Raw genomic sequence first — 21,991 nt, forward strand, 5'->3', positions numbered from 1 at the left:
CTCCATTTATCAGGCCGGATTCGGGATATCAATAAATGTGACATCCAGTTCGCTGTTTTCCGTCAACCATTCGCTTAACGCACGAATCCCGCCGCGCTCGGTGGCATGGTGACCCGCGGCGTAAAAATGCAATCCCTGCTCACGCGCCGAATGGATGGTTTGTTCCGAAACTTCACCGGTAATAAACGCATCGACGCCAAAACGCGCCGCGCTGTCGATAAAGCTCTGACCGCCCCCGGTACACCACGCCACACGGGCTACTTTGTCCGGCCCGGTATCACCGCACCACAGCGGTTTACGTCCCAGGCGCGCTTCAATCCACGAAGCCAGTTCCAGGCCGGATACCGCCATTGAGAGTTCTCCCCATGGCACCAGCGGTTCGATCTCACCCATCACGTTGATGCCAAGCAGCGAAGCCAGCTGCGCGTTATTCCCCAGTTCCGGGTGGGCATCAAGGGGTAAGTGCCAGCCATAGAGGTTGATATCATTGCTTAGCAACGTCTTGAGACGGTTACGCTTCATACCGCGAATAACCGGCGATTCCCCTTTCCAGAAATAACCATGATGGACAATCACCGCATCGGCCTCCAGGCGCACGGCTTCGTCAAGCAGCGCCTGGCTGGCAGTCACGCCGGTAACAATTTTTTGCACCGTTTCACGTCCTTCCACCTGCAGACCATTGGGGGCGTAATCACTGATGGCCGCACTATTCAGCTTTTCATTAATCAGTTGTTCCAGTTCACTATTTTTCATTTTCGCTCCATCAGGCGATCGTGTTGTGCAGAGGGATAACATAACGATATCCATGCGATCCGTCGATAGCCTCCCGCCTTTCGCTGACGATTTTGATCATGCGCGAAATCCGGCGCTGTTTTTTCACCTGCTTTGCGCGTCTGCCCGCCGTGTTGTTCAGGCGGGAGCGGTCGGTACCGTCGCTCATTGTGACGACGATTACCGCACCTGGAGGGGATGTTCTGCGACGTCGCGTGGACGTGACGCCGTTCAGTCGTCCGCCGATGGCCTCTTCAGCTCTCTGGCGGCGTCCCAGGCTGCCAGCGTCGCCAGCCGGGCCTGCTTGTGATCAATAATCGGGCGCGGATAATCCAGCGTGAGGCCATTTTTCTCCGCCCATATCCACGGTTGATGCAGCGCTTTGTCAGGAACATCGGCCAGCTCAGGTAGCCATTGGCGAATAAACGTCCCGGCTTTATCAAACCGTTCACCCTGCGTCGTCGGGTTAAAAATACGAAAATAGGGTACGGCATCGGTGCCGGTTGAAGCCGCCCACTGCCAGCCGCCATTGTTAGCCGCCAGATCGCCATCAATAAGCTGTTCGATAAAGTAGCGTTCGCCCAGCCGCCAGTCGATACGCAGATCTTTCACCAGGAAACTGGCGACAATCATTCGCAGGCGATTATGCATCCAGCCAGTTGTATTTAGCTGACGCATCGCGGCATCAACAATCGGGAAGCCGGTTTTTCCGCGTTGCCAGGCCTGTAGCGCTAACTCATCATCCCGCCATGCGACATTATCAGTCCAGGCAATAAAGGGGCGTCCTTTACACACTTTCGGATGGTACACCATCAGATGGCGGTAGAATTCGCGCCAGATAAGTTCATTGAGCCACACGGCCCCTGCGTGGCCATTAAGCGCCCGTGGTTGCTCCACCAGCAGGCGATGCAGACACTGACGCGGCGAGAGGACGCCCACCGCCAGACACGGTGACAGCCGGCTGGTTCCCTCAATGGCCGGCAGGTCGCGCAGGTGTTCATAATCGGCAACCTTTTTCTGACAGAACCGGCGAAGCTGCGTAATAGCACTTTTTTCATCAGCGGCGAACAGGGCGCGATCAAAGGGCGTTTGCGGATAGTCTATTTTCACTTCAGACGCCGACACCCTTGCCCCGCTGGCGCGGACTTGCGGCGCGGCAACACACTCAGGAAACGCCTCCTGTAAACGGCGAATAAAAGCATGTTTAAATGGCGTAAACACCTTATACATTTCGCGATTGCCGGTGAGCACGCTGCCGGGCGCCAGCAATACGCTGTCATCAAAACCCTGACAGATCGCCTTTTCTAAGATTTTCTCCACGGCCGCGTCACGCTGGCGTTCATTAATTTCGTACTGGTAGTTATAAAACAGATGGGTGACCTGCTGCTGCTCGCAGATCCTGGCGAGCAGATTCACACTGGCGGCGAAGTCTTCCGCATGTTCAATGAGCAGCGGGATCCCTCGCGTTGCCAGCGCCGTTTGCAGACTATGAAGGTGGCTGACGATAAATGCCGCCTGGCGTGGCGCCATGCCATGCTGATGCCATTGTCCTGGCGTGGCGATAAATACCCCGAGGACACGGGCATGTGGATCCCGGCAGGCCGCCGCGAGCGCCAGATTATCGTGAATGCGCAAATCCGCGCGAAACCAGACCAGATGGGTGGCCATAACGCTCCTGAAATCCGTGATTTTTTATTCGTTCAGTGTTTCCGGCCAGCCAGTGAAATAGCGTTGTTCAGCGAGGTAAGCATCCGGAAATTCGGTCATATAATGTTTTAGCAACGTTACCGGGGCAAGCAACGGCTCTCTCCCCAAGCGATAGTCATTAATGAGCATCGTCAGCGCCTGCTTCTGTTCAGCGGTCAGGTGTTCACGGAAATAGCCCTGAACATGCATCAGAACGTTGGTATGGTTCTGCCGGGTAGAAGGATGGGCCAGCAGATTCACCAGACGCTCACGATAGGCATCGAAAAAAGCATCCAGCGATGGCCAGTCGGCCATCGCCGCCACAAAAGGCCCTATCTGACGGTACGCTGGCTGCGAATGCGCCAGCAGTATCAACTTGTAGCGGCTATGAAAATCGATCAGTCCGCCGCGGGTCAATCCTTCGCGACGCAAGTTATCCAGTTCACGTAAGGTATACATACGGGTTTTATCATCGTCTTCCAGCCAGGTCTCATTCATTACCGCTCCTTGTCTCATGGAAAGTTGTCAGTGTATACCCGTCATACTTCAAGTTGCATGTGCGTTGGCTTTCCTCATTCACCCCAGTCACGTACTGGAGTACGCTCCCGGGGATTCACTGCATCGCCGCCTTCCTGCAACTCGAATAATTTAGGGTATAAAACACAACTGGCAAAAAAAACCGCCGGGAAAACCGGCGGCCAGATGACTGATAAAGTGGGTTATTCCTGGAATTGCCCGGCGGCGCTTCGCTTGCGCGGACCGGAGTAAAATTCATAACATGATGATATTACGAGTTTCCCATGAGAAGCCAGGCCTCGATCGCCATCAGGCGGAAATACCCGCACACTATCCGTACGATAAATAATTTGAGACGATCAGTAAAAATCTGCGGCGGCTTTTTCCGCCTGGGCCATCCATACCGGCTGATCGCTGGTTTTGGCCCACACGCGGTGCAACCAGCTGTAAAAACGGGCGCGATCCTTCCAGAACAGCATCACCGGAAAAGCCAGCACGCCAGCCACAACGGCGAAAGCACGGCGCGCGAAGATGACGTAAGCCGGATAGTTTTTGTACAACGTCATAATTTCTCTCCCCTTTGTCAGGCCGGCAATCAACGCCGGTAAAGTGCCAATGTACTCTGGCTAAAATAGTACCGCTTTGACTGTAATTTTACTACTCATCCGACCACTAAAAAGCACTTATTTTCGCCTTTATTTTTATTCATTCGGTAAATTAGTTACATAAAAGTTAAATTAATACTAAACATTAGTTAAATTGTGGTTTTGGCGATTTTTATATTTTTTTTATCCCTCCGGCGCTGATTTTTGCGAAATCTTTGCGCCCAACTTTCTATTCTCCACGTAAAGCCTAAAAACACCCGGAGGTGGATTGTGACCGCAGGCGTAATCGCTGGCGTAGCGCTGGTGTTCCTGTTGCTGGTTTATCTGGTTTATGCCCTGCTACACGCGGAGGCATTCTGATGGCCGCGCAAGGATTTTTACTCATCACGAGCTTTATTCTGCTGCTGCTCATCCTGGCGCGTCCGCTGGGAAGCGTACTGGCAAGCATGATTAACGATGTACCGTTACCTGGCCTTGCCGGTATCGAACGCAGTTTATGGCGGGTAGCCGGTATTCGTTCGCAGGAGATGAACTGGTATCAATATTTATGCGCTATTTTGCTGTTTAACGCCCTCGGTATACTGGCGTTATTTGTGCTGCTGATGCTTCAGGGTTCACTGCCGCTCAACCCTCAGCATCTGCCCGGCCTGTCATGGGATCTGGCGCTGAATACCGCGGTGAGCTTCGTCAGTAACACCAACTGGCAGGCCTACGCCGGGGAAACCACCATGAGCTATCTGAGCCAGATGGCAGGACTGGCGGTGCAAAATTTCCTCTCTGCCGCCACCGGGATCGCGGTGGTCTTCGCTTTCACCCGTGCGTACGCCCGGCAGAAAGTCAGCACCCTGGGCAACGTCTGGGTCGATCTGATTCGTATCACGCTCTGGTTGTTGCTGCCGATTTCGCTACTGATCGCCCTGTTCTTTATTCAGCAAGGCGTGCCGCAGAATTTCGCTCCCTATCAGAGCATGGTTTCGCTTGAAGGTGTGCGCCAGATGCTGCCGATGGGGCCAGTGGCTTCCCAGGAAGCCATTAAGATGCTTGGCACCAACGGCGGCGGTTTCTTTAACGCTAATTCCGCTCACCCGTTCGAAAACCCCACCGCGCTGACCAATATGGTGCAGATGCTGGCGATCTTTCTGATCCCGGCGGCATTGTGCTTCGCCTTTGGCGAGGTGGTGGGCGATCGCCGCCAGGGTCGCGCGATTCTGTGGGCAATGTTGCTGATCTTTATTGTCTGCGCGGCGGCGGTGATGTGGGCGGAAACTCGCGGCAACCCGCATCTGTTGCACCTCGGGGCCGACAGTAATCTGAATATGGAAGGCAAAGAGAGTCGTTTTGGCATTCTCGCCAGCAGCCTGTTTGCGGTTATCACCACCGCCGCATCCTGCGGAGCGGTGAATGCGATGCATGACTCCTTTACCGCGCTGGGCGGGATGGTGCCCATGTGGCTGATGCAAATCGGCGAAGTGGTTTTTGGCGGCGTCGGGTCGGGTCTGTACGGCATGCTGTTATTCGTGATGCTGGCGGTATTTATCGCCGGGTTAATGATTGGCCGCACGCCGGAATACCTCGGTAAGAAAATCGATGTCCGTGAAATGAAAATGATTGCGCTGGCGATCCTCGTCACGCCGACGCTGGTGCTCCTCGGTACGGCTCTGGCGATGATGACCGGGGCCGGACGCGCCGCAATGCTTAATCCCGGCCCGCACGGATTTAGCGAAGTGCTGTACGCGGTAACTTCGGCGGCCAATAACAACGGCAGCGCCTTCGCGGGCATCAACGCAACGACGCCGTTCTGGAACCTGCTACTGGCGTTCTGCATGCTGGTCGGCCGCTTCGCGGTCATTATTCCGGTAATGGCCATTGCCGGCTCGCTGGCAACGAAGAAAATTCAGCCCGCCAGCAGCGGGACGCTCGCAACCCATGACGCGTTATTTATCGGCCTGCTGATCGGCACCGTTTTGCTGGTCGGTGCCCTGACCTTTATTCCCGCGCTCGCGCTCGGCCCGCTGGCGGAACAATTCTCTTTACTTTAAGCGATTGCGGAGCAACCTGTTATGAGTCGCAAATCATTAGCCCTGCTGGAGCCGACGCTTGTACGCCAGGCGTTGCTTGACGCAGTGAAAAAACTTAGCCCGCAAGTACAGTGGCGTAACCCGGTCATGTTTATCGTCTGGATCGGCAGCCTGCTGACCACTCTGCTCGCCATCGCGATGGCAAGCGGGCAGATCGCGGGAAGCGCCCCGTTTACCGCTGCCGTCAGTATTTGGCTGTGGTTTACCGTGCTGTTCGCCAACTTCGCCGAAGCAATGGCCGAAGGCCGCAGTAAAGCGCAGGCCAGCAGCCTCAAAGGGGTCAAAAAGACCGCATTTGCCCGTAAACTGCGCGCGCCGCAGCACGATGCGCAAATTGACCACATCCCCGCCGATGAACTGCGTAAAGGGGACGTCGTCCTGGTCGAAGCTGGGGATATTATTCCCTGCGATGGCGAAGTTATCGAAGGGGGCGCGTCGGTGGACGAAAGCGCCATCACCGGCGAGTCCGCGCCGGTCATTCGCGAATCCGGCGGCGACTTCGCCTCGGTGACCGGCGGAACGCGGATTCTCTCTGACTGGCTGGTCATCGAATGCAGCGTGAATCCCGGCGAAACCTTCCTTGACCGGATGATCGCCATGGTGGAAGGCGCGCAGCGCCGCAAGACGCCAAACGAAATCGCCCTGACCATTCTGCTGATCGCCCTGACTCTGGTGTTCCTGCTGGCGACCGCCACCATCTGGCCTTTCTCCGCCTGGGGCGGTCACGCCGTCAGCGTAACGGTGCTGGTCGCCCTGCTGGTGTGTCTGATCCCGACGACTATCGGCGGATTACTCTCGGCGATTGGCGTTGCCGGGATGAGCCGGATGCTGGGGGCCAACGTCATCGCCACCAGCGGACGCGCGGTAGAAGCCGCAGGCGATGTGGACGTGCTGCTTCTGGACAAAACCGGCACCATCACCCTCGGTAACCGCCAGGCTTCGGATTTTCTGCCCGCTCAGGGCGTGGATGAAAAGACGCTGGCGGACGCGGCGCAACTCTCCTCGCTGGCCGACGAAACGCCGGAAGGCCGCAGCATCGTCATCCTCGCCAAGCAACGTTTTAACCTGCGGGAACGCGATGTCCAGTCGCTTCATGCCACTTTTGTTCCCTTTACCGCGCAAAGCCGAATGAGCGGTATCAATATCGATAACCGAATGATCCGTAAAGGTTCCGTGGATGCCATTCGTCGCCATGTCGCCGCCAGCGGCGGTCATTTTCCTGCTGACGTGGAACAAAAAGTGGATAGCGTCGCTCGTCTTGGCGCCACGCCGCTGGTGGTGGTGGAAGGTTCCCGCGTGCTGGGCGTTATCGCGCTGAAAGATATTGTCAAAGGCGGGATCAAAGAACGCTTCGCCCAGTTGCGCAAAATGGGCATCAAAACGGTGATGATCACCGGCGATAACCGTCTGACGGCGGCGGCGATTGCCGCCGAAGCCGGTGTGGATGATTTTCTGGCGGAAGCGACGCCGGAAGCCAAGCTGGCGTTGATTCGCCAGTATCAGGCCGAAGGCCGTCTGGTGGCGATGACCGGCGACGGAACCAACGATGCGCCGGCGCTGGCGCAGGCTGATGTGGCGGTGGCGATGAACTCCGGTACTCAGGCGGCGAAAGAAGCCGGCAACATGGTGGATCTCGATTCTAACCCCACTAAGCTGATTGAGGTGGTGCATATCGGCAAACAGATGCTGATGACCCGCGGTTCTTTAACCACCTTTAGCATCGCCAACGACGTAGCAAAATATTTCGCTATTATTCCGGCGGCGTTTGCCGCGACCTATCCACAGTTGAATGCGCTGAACATTATGCGTCTGCATTCGCCGGACTCCGCGATCCTCAGCGCGGTGATCTTCAATGCGCTGGTTATCATTTTTCTGATCCCGCTGGCATTAAAAGGGGTGAGCTATAAGCCGCTTTCAGCCTCTGCCATGCTGCGCCGTAACCTGTGGATCTACGGTCTTGGCGGGCTGGTGATACCGTTTATCGGTATCAAAGCTATCGATCTGTTACTTACCCTGAGCGGGCTGCTGTGAGGAAAAGATCATGTCATTGATTCGCCCCGCCATTGTGCTTTTTATTCTGTTAACGCTTATTACCGGCGGCGTCTATCCGCTGTTGACCACCGCGCTGGGACAGTGGTGGTTCCCGCAACAAGCCAACGGTTCGCTGGTGAGGATTGACGGTGAAGTGCGCGGTTCCCGCCTGATCGGCCAGAACTTTACCTCCGCTGGCTATTTCCAGGGCCGCCCGTCCGCCACGACCGGGATGCCGGACAACCCGCTGGCTTCCGGCGGCAGCAACCTTTCCGTCAGCAATCCGGCGCTGGATAAAACTATCGGCGAACGGATACAGGCGCTGCGCGCCGCCAACCCGGATGCAAGTCCGGCGGTGCCGGTGGAGTTGGTCACCGCCTCGGCGAGCGGACTGGATAACAATCTGACTCCGGCCGCCGCCCTATGGCAGGTACCTCGCGTCGCCAGAGCGCGGCAGCTTAGCGTTGAACAGGTCAGCCAGTTGGTCAACGACGCAACGCAAACACCGTTGCTCAGCTTTCTTGGTCAACCTGTGGTAAATATACTGCAGCTAAATATGTCGCTGGATGCGCTGAAGGATAAGTGAAATGAGTGATGAGCCGCTGCGCCCGGACCCTGACCACCTTCTGGAACACACCGCCGCACCGCACCGGGGAAAACTGAAAATCTTCTTTGGCGCCTGCGCGGGCGTCGGGAAAACCTGGGCGATGCTGGCGGAAGCGCAGCGGCTGCGCGGTCAGGACCTGGATATTTTGATCGGCGTGGTGGAAACCCACGGGCGTAAAGAGACGGCGGCGATGCTTGACGGGCTCAGCGTCCTTCCCCTGCGCCGCCTTTCCCACCGAGGGCGCTACGTTAAAGAGTTTGATCTGGACGGCGCGCTGGCTCGCCGCCCGGCGCTGATCCTCATCGATGAACTGGCGCATAACAACGCGCCCGGCTCACGTCATCCCAAACGCTGGCAGGACGTAGAGGAACTTCTGGAAGCCGGAATTGATGTCTTTACCACCGTCAACGTCCAGCACCTGGAGAGCCTGAATGATGTGGTCAGCGGCATCACCGGCGTTCAGGTCCGCGAAACCGTCCCCGATCCGTTCTTCGATGCCGCCGACGAAGTGGTGCTGGTGGATCTGCCGCCTGACGATCTGCGGGCGCGCCTGAAAGAAGGCAAGGTTTATATTGCCGGTCAGGCCGAACGCGCCATTGAACATTTCTTTCGTAAAGGTAATCTGATTGCCCTGCGTGAACTGGCGCTGCGCCGCACGGCCGACCGGGTGGACGATCAGATGCGCGCCTGGCGGGGCCATCCTGGCGAAGAGAAAGTATGGCATACCCGCGACGCCATTCTGCTGTGCATCGGACACAACACCGGTAGTGAAAAACTGGTGCGCGCCGCCGCGCGGCTGGCAGCCCGCCTCGGTAGCGTCTGGCACGCGGTGTATGTCGAAACCCCGGCGCTGCATCGTCTGCCGGAAAAGCAGCGACGCGCCATCTTAAGCGCCCTGCGCCTGGCGCAGGAGCTGGGGGCAGAGACCGCCACTCTCTCCGATCCTGCGGCAGAAAAAGCGGTTGTGCATTACGCCCGGGAGCATAATCTCGGCAAAATTGTGCTGGGCCATCCCACAACGCGGCGCTGGTGGCGCAGCGATTCGTTTGCCGATCGGCTGGCGAAACTGGCCCCGGATCTCGATCAGATAGTGGTGGCGATCGATGACCCGCCAGTTCGCCCGCTTAGCAGCTCATCGGACACCCGAACGTTTAAGGATAAGTGGCGGGTACAAATCCAGGGCTGTCTGGTTGCCATCGCCTTATGTGCGCTGACGACGATCATCGCCATACAGTGGATGGTCGCTTTTGATGCCGCTAACCTGGTGATGCTGTACCTGCTGGGCGTGGTGATTATCGCCCTGTTTTTCGGGCGCTGGCCCTCGGTGGTCGCCACCTTTATTAACGTCGCCAGCTTCGATCTCTTTTTTATCGCGCCTCGCGGTACGCTTGCCGTTTCCAATGTGCAATACCTGTTAACTTTCGCCGTGATGCTGACAGTGGGTCTGGTGATTGGTAACCTGACGGCAGGCGTACGCTATCAGGCACGGGTTGCCCGTTATCGCGAACAACGCACACGCCATCTGTACGAGATGTCCAAAGCGCTGGCGGTAGGGCGAAGCAAGCAGGATATCGCCGCCACCAGCGAACGGTTTATCACCTCCACGTTTCAGGCTCGTAGTCAGGTGTTATTGCCGGACGAAAACGGCACGCTAACGCCGCTGACGCACCAGCAAGGCATCACACCCTGGGATGACGCCATCGCCCGATGGAGTTTTGATAAAGGCCTGCCAGCCGGGGCGGGCACCGATACCCTGCCCGGCGTGCCGTATCAAATCCTGCCGTTAAAAAGCGCCGACAAAACGCACGGGCTGGTGGTAGTGGAGCCGGGTAATCTTCGCCAGTTGATGATCCCGGAGCAACAGCGGTTACTGGAAACATTCACCCTGCTGGTCGCCAGCGCGCTGGAGCGCCTGACGCTGACCGCCAGCGAAGAGCTGGCGCGACTCGCCAGCGAGCGCGAGAGCGTTCGCAACGCCCTGCTCGCCGCCCTATCCCATGATCTGCGCACGCCGCTGACGGTGCTGTTTGGTCAGGCGGAAATTTTAACCCTTGATTTAGCAAGTGAAGGATCGCCTCACGCTCGCCAGGCCAGCGAAATTCGCCAGCATGTGCTCAACACTACCCGGCTGGTGAATAACCTGCTGGATATGGCGCGAATCCAGTCCGGCGGCTTTAATCTTAAAAAAGAGTGGCTGACGCTTGAAGAGATCGTTGGCAGCGCTCTGCAAATGCTGGAGCCAGGGCTCTCCCGTCCGGTTAACCTGTCGTTGCCTGAGCCGCTGACGCTGGTGTACGTTGACGGCCCGCTGTTCGAGCGGGTGCTGATTAACCTGCTGGAAAACGCCGTCAAGTACGCCGGTTCACAGGCGGAGATCGGCATTAATGCTCATATTGCAGGCCAGTATCTCCAGCTTGAGGTGTGGGATAATGGTCCCGGCATTCCGGACGGGCAGGAGAAAAGCATCTTCGACAAATTTGCCCGCGGGAATAAAGAGTCGGCGGTACCGGGCGTTGGCCTGGGGCTGGCTATTTGCCAGGCAATTGTTGAAGTGCACGGCGGAACGATTTCCGCGCATAATCGTCCGCAAGGCGGAGCCTGTTTCCGTGTTACACTCCCGCAGGAAACCGCACCTGAATTTGAAGATTTTCATGAGGATATGTGACCAACGTTCTGATAGTTGAAGATGAACAGGCTATTCGCCGCTTTCTGCGCAGCGCGCTGGAAAGTGACGGGCTGCGCGTGTATGAGGCAGAAACGTTAAATCGCGGCCTGCTGGAAGCTGCCACGCGAAAACCCGATCTCATCATTCTTGATCTTGGCCTGCCTGACGGCGACGGCATCGATTTTATTCGCGATCTGCGGCAGTGGAGCGCAATTCCGTTGATTGTGCTTTCTGCGCGTAGTGAAGAGAGCGACAAAATCGCCGCGCTGGATGCGGGCGCTGACGACTATCTGAGTAAACCCTTCGGCATCGGCGAACTGCAGGCGCGCTTACGCGTGGCGCTGCGACGTCACGCCAGCGGCCCTTCTTCCGAACCCATCGTACAGTTTTCCAGCGTAAAAGTGGATTTAGCCGCACACCTTGTTCGTCGCGATGAAGAGGAGATTCACCTGACGCCGATCGAATTCCGTCTGCTGGCCGTACTGCTCAATAACGCCGGAAAAGTGCTGACTCAGCGCCAACTGTTAAATCAGGTCTGGGGACCGAACGCGGTCGAGCACAGTCACTATTTGCGTATTTATATGGGCCACCTGCGACAGAAGCTGGAGCTGGATCCGGCTCGTCCCCGCCATTTCATTACCGAAACCGGGATTGGCTATCGCTTTATGCCATGAATTCGTGACCTTCCTCGGCTGGACGCTGTATGGACTGGTATCGCCGCGCTTTGAGCTGAAAAACAAACACGGTTAAAAAAAAGCCCGGTAGCGATAACTAACGCTTACCGGGCCTACGATCGTTGTTGTAGGCCGGGCCGCACTACCGCCCGGCACACAAACCGCACTTACGCGTTTTTCAGCACTTCGCTGACAATCTCAACCGCTTCTTTTTCGATCTGCTTGCGGTGTTCCTCACCGAGGAAGCTTTCGCAATAGATCTTATACGCGTCTTCCGTACCAGAAGGCCGCGCGGCAAACCAGCCGTTGTCGGTCATCACCTTCAGGCCGCCAATGGCCGCGCCGTTACCCGGCGCCGCCGTCAGACGCGCGGTGATCGGATCGCCCGCCAGCGTGCTGGCGCTGACCATTTCCGGAGAGAGCTTAGACAGCGCCGCTTTCTGCGCGGAGGTCGCGCTTGCCTGCAAACGGTTATAGCTCGGCGCGCCAAAGCGGGCCGCCAGCTCGTTGTAGTGCTCCTGCGGGTTTTTCCCGGTGACGGCCGTGATTTCCGCCGCCAGCAGGCACATGATGATGCCGTCTTTATCGGTAGACCACGGCGTGCCGTCGAAACGCAGGAAAGAAGCCCCGGCGCTCTCTTCGCCGCCGAAGCCGAAGCTGCCGTCGAACAGACCGTCGACGAACCATTTAAAGCCGACCGGCACTTCCACCAGTTTACGCCCCAAATCGTTCACTACGCGGTCGATCATCGCGGAAGAGACCAGCGTTTTACCGACCGCCACCTCTTTGCCCCACTGCGGGCGGTGCCGGAACAGATAGTTGATCGCGACCGCCAGATAGTGGTTCGGGTTCATCAGCCCAGCCGGAGTCACGATGCCGTGGCGGTCATAGTCCGGGTCGTTGGCGAACGCCAGATCGAACTTATCACGCAGCGCCAGCAGACCCGCCATCGCGCACTCGGAGGAACAGTCCATACGGATTGCGCCGTCTTTGTCGAGATGCATAAAGCGGAACGTCTGATCAACGTGATCGTTAACGATAGTCAGGTTCAGGTTGTAGTGCTTAGCAATACGCTTCCAGTATTCGATACCGGAACCGCCCAGCGGATCAACGCCCAGCGTCAGGCCCGCTTTCTGAATCGCCGTCATATCGACGATATCCGCCAGCCCTTCGATAAACGGCTGCACCAGATCCTGCTCTTTCACATGTCCGGAGGCCAGTGCGGCATCCAGGGAAATGCGCTTCACGCCCTGCAAACCTGCAGCAAGCAGTTCGTTGGCCCGGTTTTCTACCACTTTAGTGACGTTGGTATCTGCCGGGCCGCCATTTGGCGGATTGTATTTGATACCGCCGTCTTCCGGCGGGTTATGAGAGGGAGTAATGACAATCCCGTCAGCCTGTGGCCCGCCGTTTTCATTATGCACCAGAATCGCATTCGAAATCGCTGGTGTCGGAGTAAAACCGTTGTTTTCCTGCACGATGACATCAACACCGTTTGCCGCCAGCACTTCTAGTACGGAAATGAAAGCCGGTTCGGATAATGCGTGGGTGTCCTTCCCGACGTAGCATGGGCCGGTGATCCCGTTCTTCGCGCGGTCTTCGGCAATTGCCTGCGCAATCGCCAGAATATGCTGCTCGTTGAAGTTGTGGCGCGCCGCGCTGCCGCGGTGACCGGAGGTACCAAACTTCACTGCATGTTCCGCGTTGCCTACATCCGGCTTCAGCACATAGTACTGGGCAGTCAGTTGGGCGACGTTAATCAAATCACTCTGTTGCGCAGGTTGACCTGCGCGCTTATCGATTGCCATTGCCTGATCCTTCTGGTGCAAAAGTTAAACAACTAGATCGTACCGCAAACCTTTTCGATCAATTCCGCGGGGAACTGCATTGATTGCATGATATGTTCGATCATGCTGCATTTGCGACCGGTATTGGTATTTGTAATCACCCACCATGGCGTACCCGGAACCTGCTTAGGTTTCGTCTGATTACCGTTTTTCTGTAGCGTCTTCTCATCTTCTGCAAAATAGACGCGGGTACGCCCGTGCAAAGACTCGGTGGCCTCCGCAAACCCTTTGCTGTCTAAAGAATAGAGGGTGGTCAGAATCAGCATGAAACGGTTTACCGCACGCTTTTGTTCAGCGTACTCATCAGACAACAGCAGTTCGCGCATCGCGCGGACTTTATCTTTCAGAGGATTAACGGGTTTCACTTCAACGACAGGCGCTGGCTCGGGAGCCGGGGTAGCTTTCGCTACCGGTGCAGCGGACTGAGGAACGGCGGAAAACTTCAACATGCGCCGTAAAATGTCGGATGCGCTCTCGCCAATATGCTTGGTGTGGCTGGCAATATAGCTATAGAGTTCATCATCAACTTCGATTGTTTTCATCTTAATCCAGTGCGATATCTTTTTCTGAATACAAGTTGTCGGGATTATAGGGGCAAATCCCAACCGCGGATAGCGTCAAACCAGGATGGCGGCAAAACTCGGAAATCTTCCGGTTCTTGCAGCCGAATGGCAGAATGTCCAACATAATACCCTAACCCGACGGAGCGAAAAAAAGAACTTTGCCATGAAATTAAATAGCCGAATACAATCTGCACAGAATCCGCATAATCATCCCCCTGTCGTCCTGGTCCACGGCCTTTTTGGCAGCCTGGATAACCTTGGGATCCTCGCCCGCGATCTGGTCGCCGATCACGATATTTTGCAGGTTGATATGCGAAACCACGGCCTTTCGCCGCGCGCGCCGGAAATGACCTATGCCGCGATGGCGCAGGATCTGCTGGACACCCTCAATGAATGTCAGATAGAAAAAGCGGTCTTTATTGGCCATTCTATGGGCGGCAAGGCGGTCATGGCGCTAAGCGCGCTGGCTCCTGAACGCATTGCAGGTCTGGTGATCATTGATATCGCCCCCGTGAATTATCACGTCCGCCGTCATGATGAAATCTTCGCCGCCATCAATGCCGTAACCGATGCCGGCGCGAGTACCCGCCAACAGGCAGCAGTGATTATGCGCGAGCACCTTCACGAAGAAGGGGTGATTCAGTTTCTGCTGAAGTCTTTTGTCGATAGCCAGTGGCGTTTTAACGTACCGGCTCTGTGGGAGCAGTATGACAATATCGTCGGCTGGCAAACTATCCCGGCCTGGCCTCACCCGGCGCTGTTTATCCCCGGTGGCAACTCCCCTTACGTGACCGATGCTTACCGCGATGCCCTGCTGGCGCAATTTCCCCAGGCCCGGGCGCACGTCATTGCCGGCGCCGGGCATTGGGTGCATGCCGAAAAGCCGGAGGCCGTGATACGGGCAATTCGCCGATATTTGCTCACCCTCGGCGCATAACTGGCTAAAATCTGCCCGACCGCGCGGCAGAATGTCTGCGGTCGTTGGCGCATCGCATTGCCTGATGTATGATGGCGCGCTATCTGCGTCGGCTATACCCGACAGCTTGTTTCCCCCGAAGTCACTCTGAATCATGGCAAAAGAACAAACGGACCGTACGACATTAGATTTGTTCGCAACTGAGCGTCGGCCGGGTAGACCGAAAACCAATCCGCTTTCACGCGATGAACAACTGCGCATCAATAAACGCAATCAGCTTAAACGCGATAAAGTTCGCGGATTGAAGCGCGTTGAGTTAAAACTGAATGCCGATATCGTCGATGAGCTGAATGAGCTGGCCGAAGCCCGTCGTATGACCCGCAGCGATCTGATAGAAGAGATACTGATGAACCAACTGGCGGCCTTGCGCAGCCACGATAACGCCTGAAACCTTCAAAAAATAACCTTTCATGTAGCAGAGTGTGCAGTTGGGCGCGATTGCTGTTTCCGCGCCCTTCTCAGTTCTGCTATGATTGCCCTTATCTGCAGGCATTAAGCCATTACCACATCATTAAGTTTCAAGAGGTTATTTTACTCATGGCTATCATCGGCATCTTTTTTGGCAGCGACACCGGCAACACCGAAAATATTGCAAAAATGATTCAAAAGCAGCTTGGTAAAGATGTTGCTGAAGTCCACGACATTGCCAAAAGCAGCAAAGAAGATCTGGAAGGCCACGACATTCTGCTGCTCGGCATCCCGACCTGGTATTACGGTGAAGCCCAATGCGACTGGGATGATTTTTTCCCTACGCTGGAAGAGATAGATTTCAATGGCAAGCTGGTCGCGCTTTTTGGCTGCGGCGATCAGGAAGACTACGCAGAATATTTTTGTGACGCGCTGGGGACTATCCGCGATATCATTGAGCCTCGCGGCGCGACTATCGTGGGTCACTGGCCGACAGCTGGCTACCATTTTGAAGCGTCTAAAGGCCTGGTCGATGATGACCACTTCGTCGGCCTGGCTATCGACGAAGACCGTCAGCCGGAACTGACTAATGAACGTGTCGACAAATGGGTAAAACAGATTTCTGAAGAACTGCATCTTGAAGAAATCAAGAATGCCTGAGTCTGTACCCGTCATACGGTCTGTTGCATCTGCGTTGACAATACTCGCTCATCCCCGGGCCTTGCCCTGCGAGGCCAGCGCAAGCGCTGTTCAAAACGGTTAACCGTTTTGTCCTGCAACTTGAATTAGTGAGGGGATAAACAACATAATCGACAGATTTTTTTGCATTAATAGACAAAAGCAATCAAAGATATAGCTACAAGTTTTTAACTTTTAATCACATATCTGTACAATGTCCTCTGATTTAACGAGGTCACGTAAAGTGCTTTTGCAGCGAATGCCTCGTTTTTGACAGTATACAAGGCCCGATGCTTGCGGTTTTCATTTCGCCATGGCAGTTCTATAATGATACGCATTACATCGGGTTATTCTCTGTATTACTTCCGCTCATGGAAGTAGATCGTTTAGCAACAGGACAGATTCCGCATGACTGACAACAATACCGCATTAAAGAAAGCTGGCCTGAAAGTGACCCTTCCGAGATTAAAAATCCTGGAAGTCCTGCAGGAACCGGATAACCATCATGTCAGCGCGGAAGACTTATATAAACGCCTGATTGATATGGGGGAAGAAATTGGTCTGGCAACCGTTTATCGCGTACTGAACCAGTTTGACGATGCTGGCATCGTTACCCGCCATAATTTCGAAGGCGGTAAATCCGTTTTTGAACTGACGCAGCAACATCACCACGATCACCTGATTTGCCTCGATTGCGGCAAAGTGATCGAATTTAGTGATGATTCCATTGAAGCGCGCCAGCGTGAAATTGCCGCCAAACACGGTATTCGTCTGACTAACCACAGCCTGTACCTGTACGGCCACTGTGCGGAAGGCGATTGCCGCGAAGATGAGCACGCTCACGACACCAAGTAATATGTCGCACTGAAAAGCCAGCCGCATCAGGCTGGCTTTTTTATCTGTTGAACTCGCCCACGCGCTCCCCGCCATCCCTGTGCTAATCTCATGTAAGTTCTGTCTGACCTCTTCCGGAGAATCGAAATGGAGCTTCGCCAGCTACGCTACTTTGTCCGTATTGTGGAAACCGGGAGTATGGGCAGTGCGGCGCTCGATCTTAATATCGGCGTCTCGGCACTCAGCCAGCAGATGACGCGGCTGGAAAACGAACTTGCCATTCGCCTGTTGCAACGCACTTCTCGCGGCGTAACGCCCACCAGTGCCGGACTGGCCTTTTATTCCCAGGCTCAGCTGGCGCTGCGTCATGCTGACGATGCTATTCTCGCCGCGCGGGAAGCGCGTCTCTCAGGACACGTCAGCGTCGGCATGGCCCCCAGCACCGCCTCTGTCCTCGGCATACCTTTTATCCATGCGATGCGGGAAAACTATGCGGATGTGCGTCTGCATGTGGTGGAAAGCCTTTCCGGTAATCTGGAACGGATGATCAATACCCGGCAGATTGATTTAGCCGTGGTGTTCCAGAAAGAGAAAATTCTGCGCTGGAGCGCCAGGCCGATTCTTGAAGAGCGACTGTTTCTGATTGGCGCACATGCTCTGCTGGCTGAAATTTCTGATGAGATCATCACCCCAGCAGAGTTGGCCAGTATTCCCCTGATTATGCCCAGTCCCGGTCATGGTCTGCGTGGCAGACTGGAAGCAATTTGTCAGGAAAATGCGTTTCAGGTTGAAATTACAGCAGAAATTGACGGCCTGACCTTGTTGATGCACGCCGTTCGTAGTGGGCTCGGCGCCACGCTACAGCCAGGCGCCGCAATTTCTCATCTTGATAAAGAGGCGCTCAGAGTGATCGGCATCCACAATCCGATACTGAGTCGCCCCAACTTTTTGGTCAGCCTTTCTGATGATGAGCTTACCCCTGCGGGCCTCGCCGCCCGCGTCGTGCTGACGAAGGTCATGCGTCACCTGGTAGATACAGGCGGTTGGCCTGGAGCAACACTTTACGCTAACTAAAGAACTCTTTAGCAGAGCCTCATAGCGCCCACACAACTTATACGTATACATTTTAATTACAAATTTAACAATCAGTTAAATAGTAATGGAGTATACGATGATTGATGTCCTGGTGATTGGCGGAGGCAACGCCGCATTATGTGCCGCCTTGACCGCCCGTGAGAGCGGAGCCTCCGTGCTGCTGCTTGAAGCGGCCCCCCGGGAGTGGCGCGGCGGAAATTCGCAACACACCCGCAACTTACGCTGCATGCACGATGCGCCGCAGGATGTGCTGGTCGAGAGCTATCCCGAAGAGGAGTTCTGGCAGGATCTCCGCCGCGTTACCGAAGGGAATACCGACGAAGCGCTGGCGCGACTGGTGATCCGTACCTCTTCACAATGTCGCGACTGGATGCGCCAGCACGGCGTTAACTTTCAGCCCCCTCTTTCCGGCGCGCTACATGTAGCACGTACCAATGCCTTCTTTATGGGCGGCGGGAAAGCTCTCGTCAATGCCTATTATCGCAGTGCAGAAAAGCTGGGGGTGCAAATTCGCTACAACATGCCAGTGCAGGCGCTTGAACTGCATAACGGCGAGTTCGTGGCGGCACTGGCGGGAGAGGAACGCATTGAAGCTAAAGCCTGTGTCCTCGCCGCCGGAGGATTTGAATCTAACCGCGAATGGCTGCGGGAAGCGTGGGGTGAAAACGAACGCGGCGAGTGGCCAGCGGATAATTTTCTCATTCGCGGCACCCGCTTTAACCAGGGCGTCCTGCTCAAATTTATGATGGATGCCGGGGCGGACATTATCGGCGATCCCTCCCAATCACATTGCGTGGCGATCGATGCCAGAGCGCCGCTGTATGACGGCGGGATTTGTACCCGCGTGGACTGCGTATCGCTGGGCGTGGTGGTCAACCGTGACGCTGAGCGTTTTTATGATGAAGGGGAAGATTTCTGGCCAAAACGTTACGCCATCTGGGGGCGTCTGGTCGCCCACCAGCCGGGGCAAATTGGCTATTCCATTATCGACAGCAAAGCGATCGGCCACTTTATGCCGCCGGTCTTCCCCGGCGCGCAGGCCAATACGCTGGCGGAACTGGCGCGCCAGTTAGGGCTGGATGGCGAACGCTTAACCCACACCGTAACGCAATACAATAAAGCCTGCCAGCCCGGGCAATTCGACCATACCACGCTGGATAACTGCGCAACGAAGGCGCTGACGCCGCCAAAAACCCACTGGGCACGACCGCTCGACACGCCGCCTTACTATGGCTATGCCTTGCGACCAGGCATCACCTTCACCTATCTGGGACTGAAAGTGAACGCACGCGCCGCAGTGCACTTTGCCGGACAACCGAGCCGTAATCTGTTTGTCGCCGGCGAAATGATGGCGGGCAACGTGCTGGGCAAAGGCTATACCGCTGGCGTCGGCATGTCCATCGGCACCACCTTTGGTCGTATCGCCGGAAAAGAGGCCGCTCTGGCAGCACAGAAGGAGGCGCGTCATGAAGCAGCTTGAGAAGTTGATCATCGACGCACACATTCTCACTGAGCCGGAAGCTGAAGTCGGGCGAGTGATGCAGGTGTGTAACGCCTGCCGCTACTGCGAAGGTTTTTGCGCTGTGTTCCCGGCGATGACCCAGCGCCTGGAATTCGGTAAAGCCGATATTAACTATCTGGCGAACCTGTGCCATAACTGCGGCGCTTGTCTGCACGCGTGTCAGTATGCGCCGCCTCATGAATTTGCGATTAACGTGCCGAAAGCGATGGCGGAAGTACGGCTTGAAACCTGGCAGCATTACGCCCTGCCCGCCGCCTTCAGCGCCTTGTACCGTCGGGCGGGCATAACCGTGGCGCTGGCGTTAGTTTTTGGTCTGAGCCTCTTTCTGCTCCTCGCGATAGGGTTGAAAGGCTCGCTATTTCACCCGCCGCTGGCCGGTGATTTTTACCAGATTTTCCCGCATAACCTGCTGGCGTGGATGTTTGGTTCCGTTTTTATTCTGGCGATCGGTTTACTGATGGCGGGCGTAATTCGCTTCTGGCGCGAGATCTCTCCCGGCACGCCGCGTTCCGCTGAAATTGCTGAAGCCTCGCGTAATGCCCTGACGCTGAAATATCTCGACGGCGGTCACGGCAAGGGCTGCAACGAAGCGGATGACGCTTTTACTCTGATGCGCCGTCGTTTCCACCACTTCACTTTTTACGGCTTTATGCTCTGTTTCGCCGCAACGGTAGTGGCGACAGGCTACCACTACTTCGCTGGCCTGGAGGCCCCTTATCCGTTCTTTAGCGCGCCGGTGATCCTCGGCACACTCGGTGGAACTGGTCTGGTCATTGGCCCGGCGGGATTGTTGTGGCTGAATCTCAGGCGCTCACCGCTGCATGGCGACGCGCGGCAAAAGCCGCTGGATCGCGGTTTTATTTTATTGCTACTGCTGACCAACCTGACGGGCTTAGCACTTCTGGCGGGCAGAGATAGCGCGTGGATGGGCATTTTGCTGGCCATCCATCTTGGGGTGGTCATGGCGTTGTTTTTGACTATTCCTTACGGAAAATTTGCCCATGGATTTTACCGCTGCGCTTCCTTACTCAAGTGGGCGATTGAGAAACGGCGCGGAAAACCGGCGGGGGTCGCAGGCGACTAACCCACACACTCTTACCTCTATAAGAACAAAAGAAAGACAATGGAGAGCAAACCCAATGACTCAACAACTATCGCGCGCCAGCACGTTTGGCGCAATACTCCGGGTGACCAGCGGTAACTTCCTCGAACAGTTCGACTTTTTTCTGTTCGGGTTTTACGCCACCTATATCGCGAAGACATTCTTCCCGGCGGAAAGTGAGTTCGCTTCATTAATGCTGACCTTTGCCGTTTTCGGCTCTGGCTTTTTAATGCGCCCTGTCGGGGCGATTGTGCTGGGTGCCTACATTGACAGAATCGGTCGCCGTAAAGGGCTGATGGTTACCCTGGCGATTATGGGCTGCGGTACGCTGCTGATTGCCCTGGTTCCTGGTTATCACAGTATCGGTCTGCTGGCGCCTGTACTGGTATTACTGGGGCGATTATTGCAGGGATTCTCTGCTGGCGTAGAGTTAGGCGGCGTTTCCGTCTATCTTTCTGAAATCGCCACGCCGGGAAATAAAGGCTTCTATACCAGCTGGCAATCCGCCAGCCAGCAGGTCGCGATTGTTGTCGCGGCACTGATGGGTTACGGCCTGAACGCCATGCTCGACCACGAGCAGATTTCCGCATGGGGCTGGCGTATCCCGTTCTTTATCGGTTGCATGATTATTCCACTGATTTTTGTTCTGCGCCGTTCTCTTCAGGAGACCGAAGAATTTTTACAACGTAAGCACCGCCCCGACACCAGGGAAATTTTTACCACTATCGTCAAAAACTGGCGTCTCATCACCGCCGGCACGCTACTGGTGGCGATGACTACCACCACCTTTTACTTTATCACTGTCTATACCCCGACCTATGGCAGAGCGGTACTAAACCTGAGCGCGCGGGACAGCCTGATTGTCACCATGCTGGTGGGCATTTCTAACTTTATCTGGTTACCGATTGGCGGCGCGATTTCCGACAGGATTGGCCGTCGACCGGTGCTGATGGGGATTACTCTGCTCGCGTTGATCACCACCTGGCCGGTGATGCACTGGCTGACCGCCGCGCCGGATTTCACCCGGATGACGCTGGTGCTGCTCTGGTTTTCGTTCTTCTTTGGAATGTACAACGGCGCAATGGTGGCGGCGCTCACCGAAGTGATGCCGGTGTATGTGCGAACCGTCGGTTTTTCCCTGGCCTTCAGTCTCGCAACCGCAATTTTTGGCGGCCTGACGCCCGCGATATCCACTGCGCTGGTCCAGTGGACCGGAGATAAAAGCGCCCCCGGATGGTGGCTGATGTGTGCGGCGCTCTGTGGACTCGCCGCCACCGCAATGCTGTTTGTCCGTTTAAGCCGTGGTTATCAACCGGTGGAAAATAAGCTCTGA

At 55.9% G+C, this 21,991-nt stretch carries 20 protein-coding genes and 1 pseudogene; 15 read left to right on the plus strand and 6 right to left on the minus strand.

The features are described from left to right. Positions 1 to 9 precede the first annotated feature (9 nt). The 4 genes from FE839_RS09915 to FE839_RS09930 all read right to left on the minus strand — a co-directional run bounded on the left by FE839_RS09915 (position 10) and on the right by FE839_RS09930 (position 3,539). On the minus strand, positions 10 to 753 hold the full coding sequence (locus FE839_RS09915; RefSeq protein ID WP_138360664.1) for a type 2 GTP cyclohydrolase I: 744 nt from the start codon (positions 751 to 753) through the stop codon (positions 10 to 12). A 249-nt stretch (positions 754 to 1,002) separates the two neighbouring features. Then, positions 1,003 to 2,439, minus strand: coding sequence for a deoxyribodipyrimidine photo-lyase (gene phrB, locus FE839_RS09920; protein WP_138360665.1), 1,437 nt, complete (start codon positions 2,437 to 2,439; stop codon positions 1,003 to 1,005). Between the two features lie 24 nt (positions 2,440 to 2,463). After that, positions 2,464 to 2,955, minus strand: a complete 492-nt coding sequence (locus FE839_RS09925; protein WP_409513728.1) for a DUF1722 domain-containing protein — start codon at positions 2,953 to 2,955, stop codon at positions 2,464 to 2,466. A gap of 377 nt (positions 2,956 to 3,332) precedes the next feature. Next, complete coding sequence (locus tag FE839_RS09930; RefSeq protein ID WP_138360667.1) at positions 3,333 to 3,539, minus strand: YbfA family protein; 207 nt, start codon at positions 3,537 to 3,539, stop codon at positions 3,333 to 3,335. Between the two features lie 309 nt (positions 3,540 to 3,848). Between FE839_RS09930 and kdpF the strand changes: the two genes are divergently transcribed. The 7 genes and pseudogenes from kdpF to FE839_RS24850 form a co-directional block, all read left to right on the plus strand. Continuing rightward, positions 3,849 to 3,938 (plus strand): K(+)-transporting ATPase subunit F, encoded by a 90-nt coding sequence (gene kdpF, locus FE839_RS09935; protein ID WP_138360668.1) that lies wholly within the window; start codon positions 3,849 to 3,851, stop codon positions 3,936 to 3,938. After that, the gene (gene kdpA / locus FE839_RS09940; protein ID WP_138360669.1) at positions 3,938 to 5,617 is read left to right on the plus strand and encodes a potassium-transporting ATPase subunit KdpA; all 1,680 of its coding nucleotides are present in this window, start codon (positions 3,938 to 3,940) and stop codon (positions 5,615 to 5,617) included. The genes kdpF and kdpA overlap by 1 nt, the downstream gene beginning before the upstream one ends. Before the next feature lie 21 nt (positions 5,618 to 5,638). Then, the gene (gene kdpB, locus FE839_RS09945; protein WP_138360670.1) at positions 5,639 to 7,687 is read left to right on the plus strand and encodes a potassium-transporting ATPase subunit KdpB; all 2,049 of its coding nucleotides are present in this window, start codon (positions 5,639 to 5,641) and stop codon (positions 7,685 to 7,687) included. Between the two features lie 10 nt (positions 7,688 to 7,697). Next, a complete protein-coding gene (gene kdpC, locus FE839_RS09950; protein ID WP_138360671.1) occupies positions 7,698 to 8,273 on the plus strand; it encodes a potassium-transporting ATPase subunit KdpC in 576 nt (191 codons plus the stop codon). 1 nt (position 8,274) lies between these two features. After that, positions 8,275 to 10,959 carry a two-component system sensor histidine kinase KdpD gene (gene kdpD / locus FE839_RS09955; RefSeq protein ID WP_138360672.1) on the plus strand — a complete coding sequence of 895 codons (2,685 nt, stop codon included), beginning with the start codon at positions 8,275 to 8,277 and terminating at the stop codon, positions 10,957 to 10,959. Then, complete coding sequence (kdpE, locus tag FE839_RS09960; RefSeq protein WP_138360673.1) at positions 10,956 to 11,633, plus strand: two-component system response regulator KdpE; 678 nt, start codon at positions 10,956 to 10,958, stop codon at positions 11,631 to 11,633. The genes kdpD and kdpE overlap by 4 nt, the downstream gene beginning before the upstream one ends. After that, positions 11,632 to 11,709, plus strand: a pseudogene (locus tag FE839_RS24850) (hypothetical protein); the annotation flags it as partial. The gene kdpE and the pseudogene FE839_RS24850, both read left to right, overlap by 2 nt. A gap of 91 nt (positions 11,710 to 11,800) precedes the next feature. Here the strand turns inward: FE839_RS24850 and pgm are convergent. Together pgm and seqA are read right to left on the minus strand one after the other, a co-directional pair. Continuing rightward, entirely contained in the window at positions 11,801 to 13,441 is a 1,641-nt protein-coding gene (gene pgm / locus FE839_RS09970) for a phosphoglucomutase (alpha-D-glucose-1,6-bisphosphate-dependent) (RefSeq protein WP_138360674.1), read from the minus strand. Positions 13,442 to 13,473: 32 nt separating this feature from the next. Then, positions 13,474 to 14,022, minus strand: a complete 549-nt coding sequence (seqA, locus tag FE839_RS09975; protein ID WP_138360675.1) for a replication initiation negative regulator SeqA — start codon at positions 14,020 to 14,022, stop codon at positions 13,474 to 13,476. 184 nt (positions 14,023 to 14,206) lie between these two features. Between seqA and ybfF the strand changes: the two genes are divergently transcribed. The 8 genes from ybfF (at position 14,207) to tcuC (ending at position 21,991) form a co-directional block, all read left to right on the plus strand. Then, positions 14,207 to 14,980 carry an esterase gene (ybfF, locus tag FE839_RS09980; RefSeq protein ID WP_138360676.1) on the plus strand — a complete coding sequence of 258 codons (774 nt, stop codon included), beginning with the start codon at positions 14,207 to 14,209 and terminating at the stop codon, positions 14,978 to 14,980. Between the two features lie 133 nt (positions 14,981 to 15,113). Then, positions 15,114 to 15,407 carry a LexA regulated protein gene (gene ybfE / locus FE839_RS09985; RefSeq protein ID WP_138360677.1) on the plus strand — a complete coding sequence of 98 codons (294 nt, stop codon included), beginning with the start codon at positions 15,114 to 15,116 and terminating at the stop codon, positions 15,405 to 15,407. A gap of 149 nt (positions 15,408 to 15,556) precedes the next feature. Continuing rightward, positions 15,557 to 16,087 (plus strand): flavodoxin FldA, encoded by a 531-nt coding sequence (fldA, locus tag FE839_RS09990; RefSeq protein WP_171034859.1) that lies wholly within the window; start codon positions 15,557 to 15,559, stop codon positions 16,085 to 16,087. A 426-nt stretch (positions 16,088 to 16,513) separates the two neighbouring features. Then, a complete protein-coding gene (gene fur / locus FE839_RS09995) occupies positions 16,514 to 16,960 on the plus strand; it encodes a ferric iron uptake transcriptional regulator (RefSeq protein WP_138360678.1) in 447 nt (148 codons plus the stop codon). Between the two features lie 126 nt (positions 16,961 to 17,086). Then, positions 17,087 to 18,013: a tricarballylate utilization LysR family transcriptional regulator TcuR gene (tcuR, locus tag FE839_RS10000; protein WP_138360679.1), complete on the plus strand. Its 927-nt coding sequence runs from the start codon at positions 17,087 to 17,089 to the stop codon at positions 18,011 to 18,013. A 97-nt stretch (positions 18,014 to 18,110) separates the two neighbouring features. Further along, on the plus strand, positions 18,111 to 19,514 hold the full coding sequence (tcuA, locus tag FE839_RS10005; protein ID WP_138360680.1) for an FAD-dependent tricarballylate dehydrogenase TcuA: 1,404 nt from the start codon (positions 18,111 to 18,113) through the stop codon (positions 19,512 to 19,514). Next, positions 19,501 to 20,640 (plus strand): tricarballylate utilization 4Fe-4S protein TcuB, encoded by a 1,140-nt coding sequence (tcuB, locus tag FE839_RS10010; RefSeq protein WP_138360681.1) that lies wholly within the window; start codon positions 19,501 to 19,503, stop codon positions 20,638 to 20,640. Before tcuA ends, tcuB begins: the two co-directional genes overlap by 14 nt. 55 nt (positions 20,641 to 20,695) lie before the next feature. Then, positions 20,696 to 21,991, plus strand: coding sequence for an MFS transporter (gene tcuC / locus FE839_RS10015; protein WP_138360682.1), 1,296 nt, complete (start codon positions 20,696 to 20,698; stop codon positions 21,989 to 21,991).

Source organism: Klebsiella indica, from assembly GCF_005860775.1.
Taxonomy (GTDB): Bacteria; Pseudomonadota; Gammaproteobacteria; order Enterobacterales; family Enterobacteriaceae; genus Klebsiella; species Klebsiella indica.

What these genes read in the sequence shown, in the direction of transcription:
- FE839_RS09915 (WP_138360664.1), bottom strand. Translation starts at nt 753, where the DNA reads ATGAAAAATAGTGAACTGGAACAACTGATTAATGAAAAGCTGAATAGT.
- phrB (WP_138360665.1), bottom strand. Translation starts at nt 2,439, where the DNA reads ATGGCCACCCATCTGGTCTGGTTTCGCGCGGATTTGCGCATTCACGAT.
- FE839_RS09925 (WP_409513728.1), bottom strand. Translation starts at nt 2,955, where the DNA reads ATGAATGAGACCTGGCTGGAAGACGATGATAAAACCCGTATGTATACC.
- FE839_RS09930 (WP_138360667.1), bottom strand. Translation starts at nt 3,539, where the DNA reads ATGACGTTGTACAAAAACTATCCGGCTTACGTCATCTTCGCGCGCCGT.
- kdpA (WP_138360669.1), top strand. Translation starts at nt 3,938, where the DNA reads ATGGCCGCGCAAGGATTTTTACTCATCACGAGCTTTATTCTGCTGCTG.
- kdpB (WP_138360670.1), top strand. Translation starts at nt 5,639, where the DNA reads ATGAGTCGCAAATCATTAGCCCTGCTGGAGCCGACGCTTGTACGCCAG.
- kdpC (WP_138360671.1), top strand. Translation starts at nt 7,698, where the DNA reads ATGTCATTGATTCGCCCCGCCATTGTGCTTTTTATTCTGTTAACGCTT.
- kdpD (WP_138360672.1), top strand. Translation starts at nt 8,275, where the DNA reads ATGAGTGATGAGCCGCTGCGCCCGGACCCTGACCACCTTCTGGAACAC.
- pgm (WP_138360674.1), bottom strand. Translation starts at nt 13,441, where the DNA reads ATGGCAATCGATAAGCGCGCAGGTCAACCTGCGCAACAGAGTGATTTG.
- seqA (WP_138360675.1), bottom strand. Translation starts at nt 14,022, where the DNA reads ATGAAAACAATCGAAGTTGATGATGAACTCTATAGCTATATTGCCAGC.
- ybfF (WP_138360676.1), top strand. Translation starts at nt 14,207, where the DNA reads ATGAAATTAAATAGCCGAATACAATCTGCACAGAATCCGCATAATCAT.
- ybfE (WP_138360677.1), top strand. Translation starts at nt 15,114, where the DNA reads ATGGCAAAAGAACAAACGGACCGTACGACATTAGATTTGTTCGCAACT.
- fldA (WP_171034859.1), top strand. Translation starts at nt 15,557, where the DNA reads ATGGCTATCATCGGCATCTTTTTTGGCAGCGACACCGGCAACACCGAA.
- fur (WP_138360678.1), top strand. Translation starts at nt 16,514, where the DNA reads ATGACTGACAACAATACCGCATTAAAGAAAGCTGGCCTGAAAGTGACC.
- tcuR (WP_138360679.1), top strand. Translation starts at nt 17,087, where the DNA reads ATGGAGCTTCGCCAGCTACGCTACTTTGTCCGTATTGTGGAAACCGGG.
- tcuA (WP_138360680.1), top strand. Translation starts at nt 18,111, where the DNA reads ATGATTGATGTCCTGGTGATTGGCGGAGGCAACGCCGCATTATGTGCC.
- tcuB (WP_138360681.1), top strand. Translation starts at nt 19,501, where the DNA reads ATGAAGCAGCTTGAGAAGTTGATCATCGACGCACACATTCTCACTGAG.
- tcuC (WP_138360682.1), top strand. Translation starts at nt 20,696, where the DNA reads ATGACTCAACAACTATCGCGCGCCAGCACGTTTGGCGCAATACTCCGG.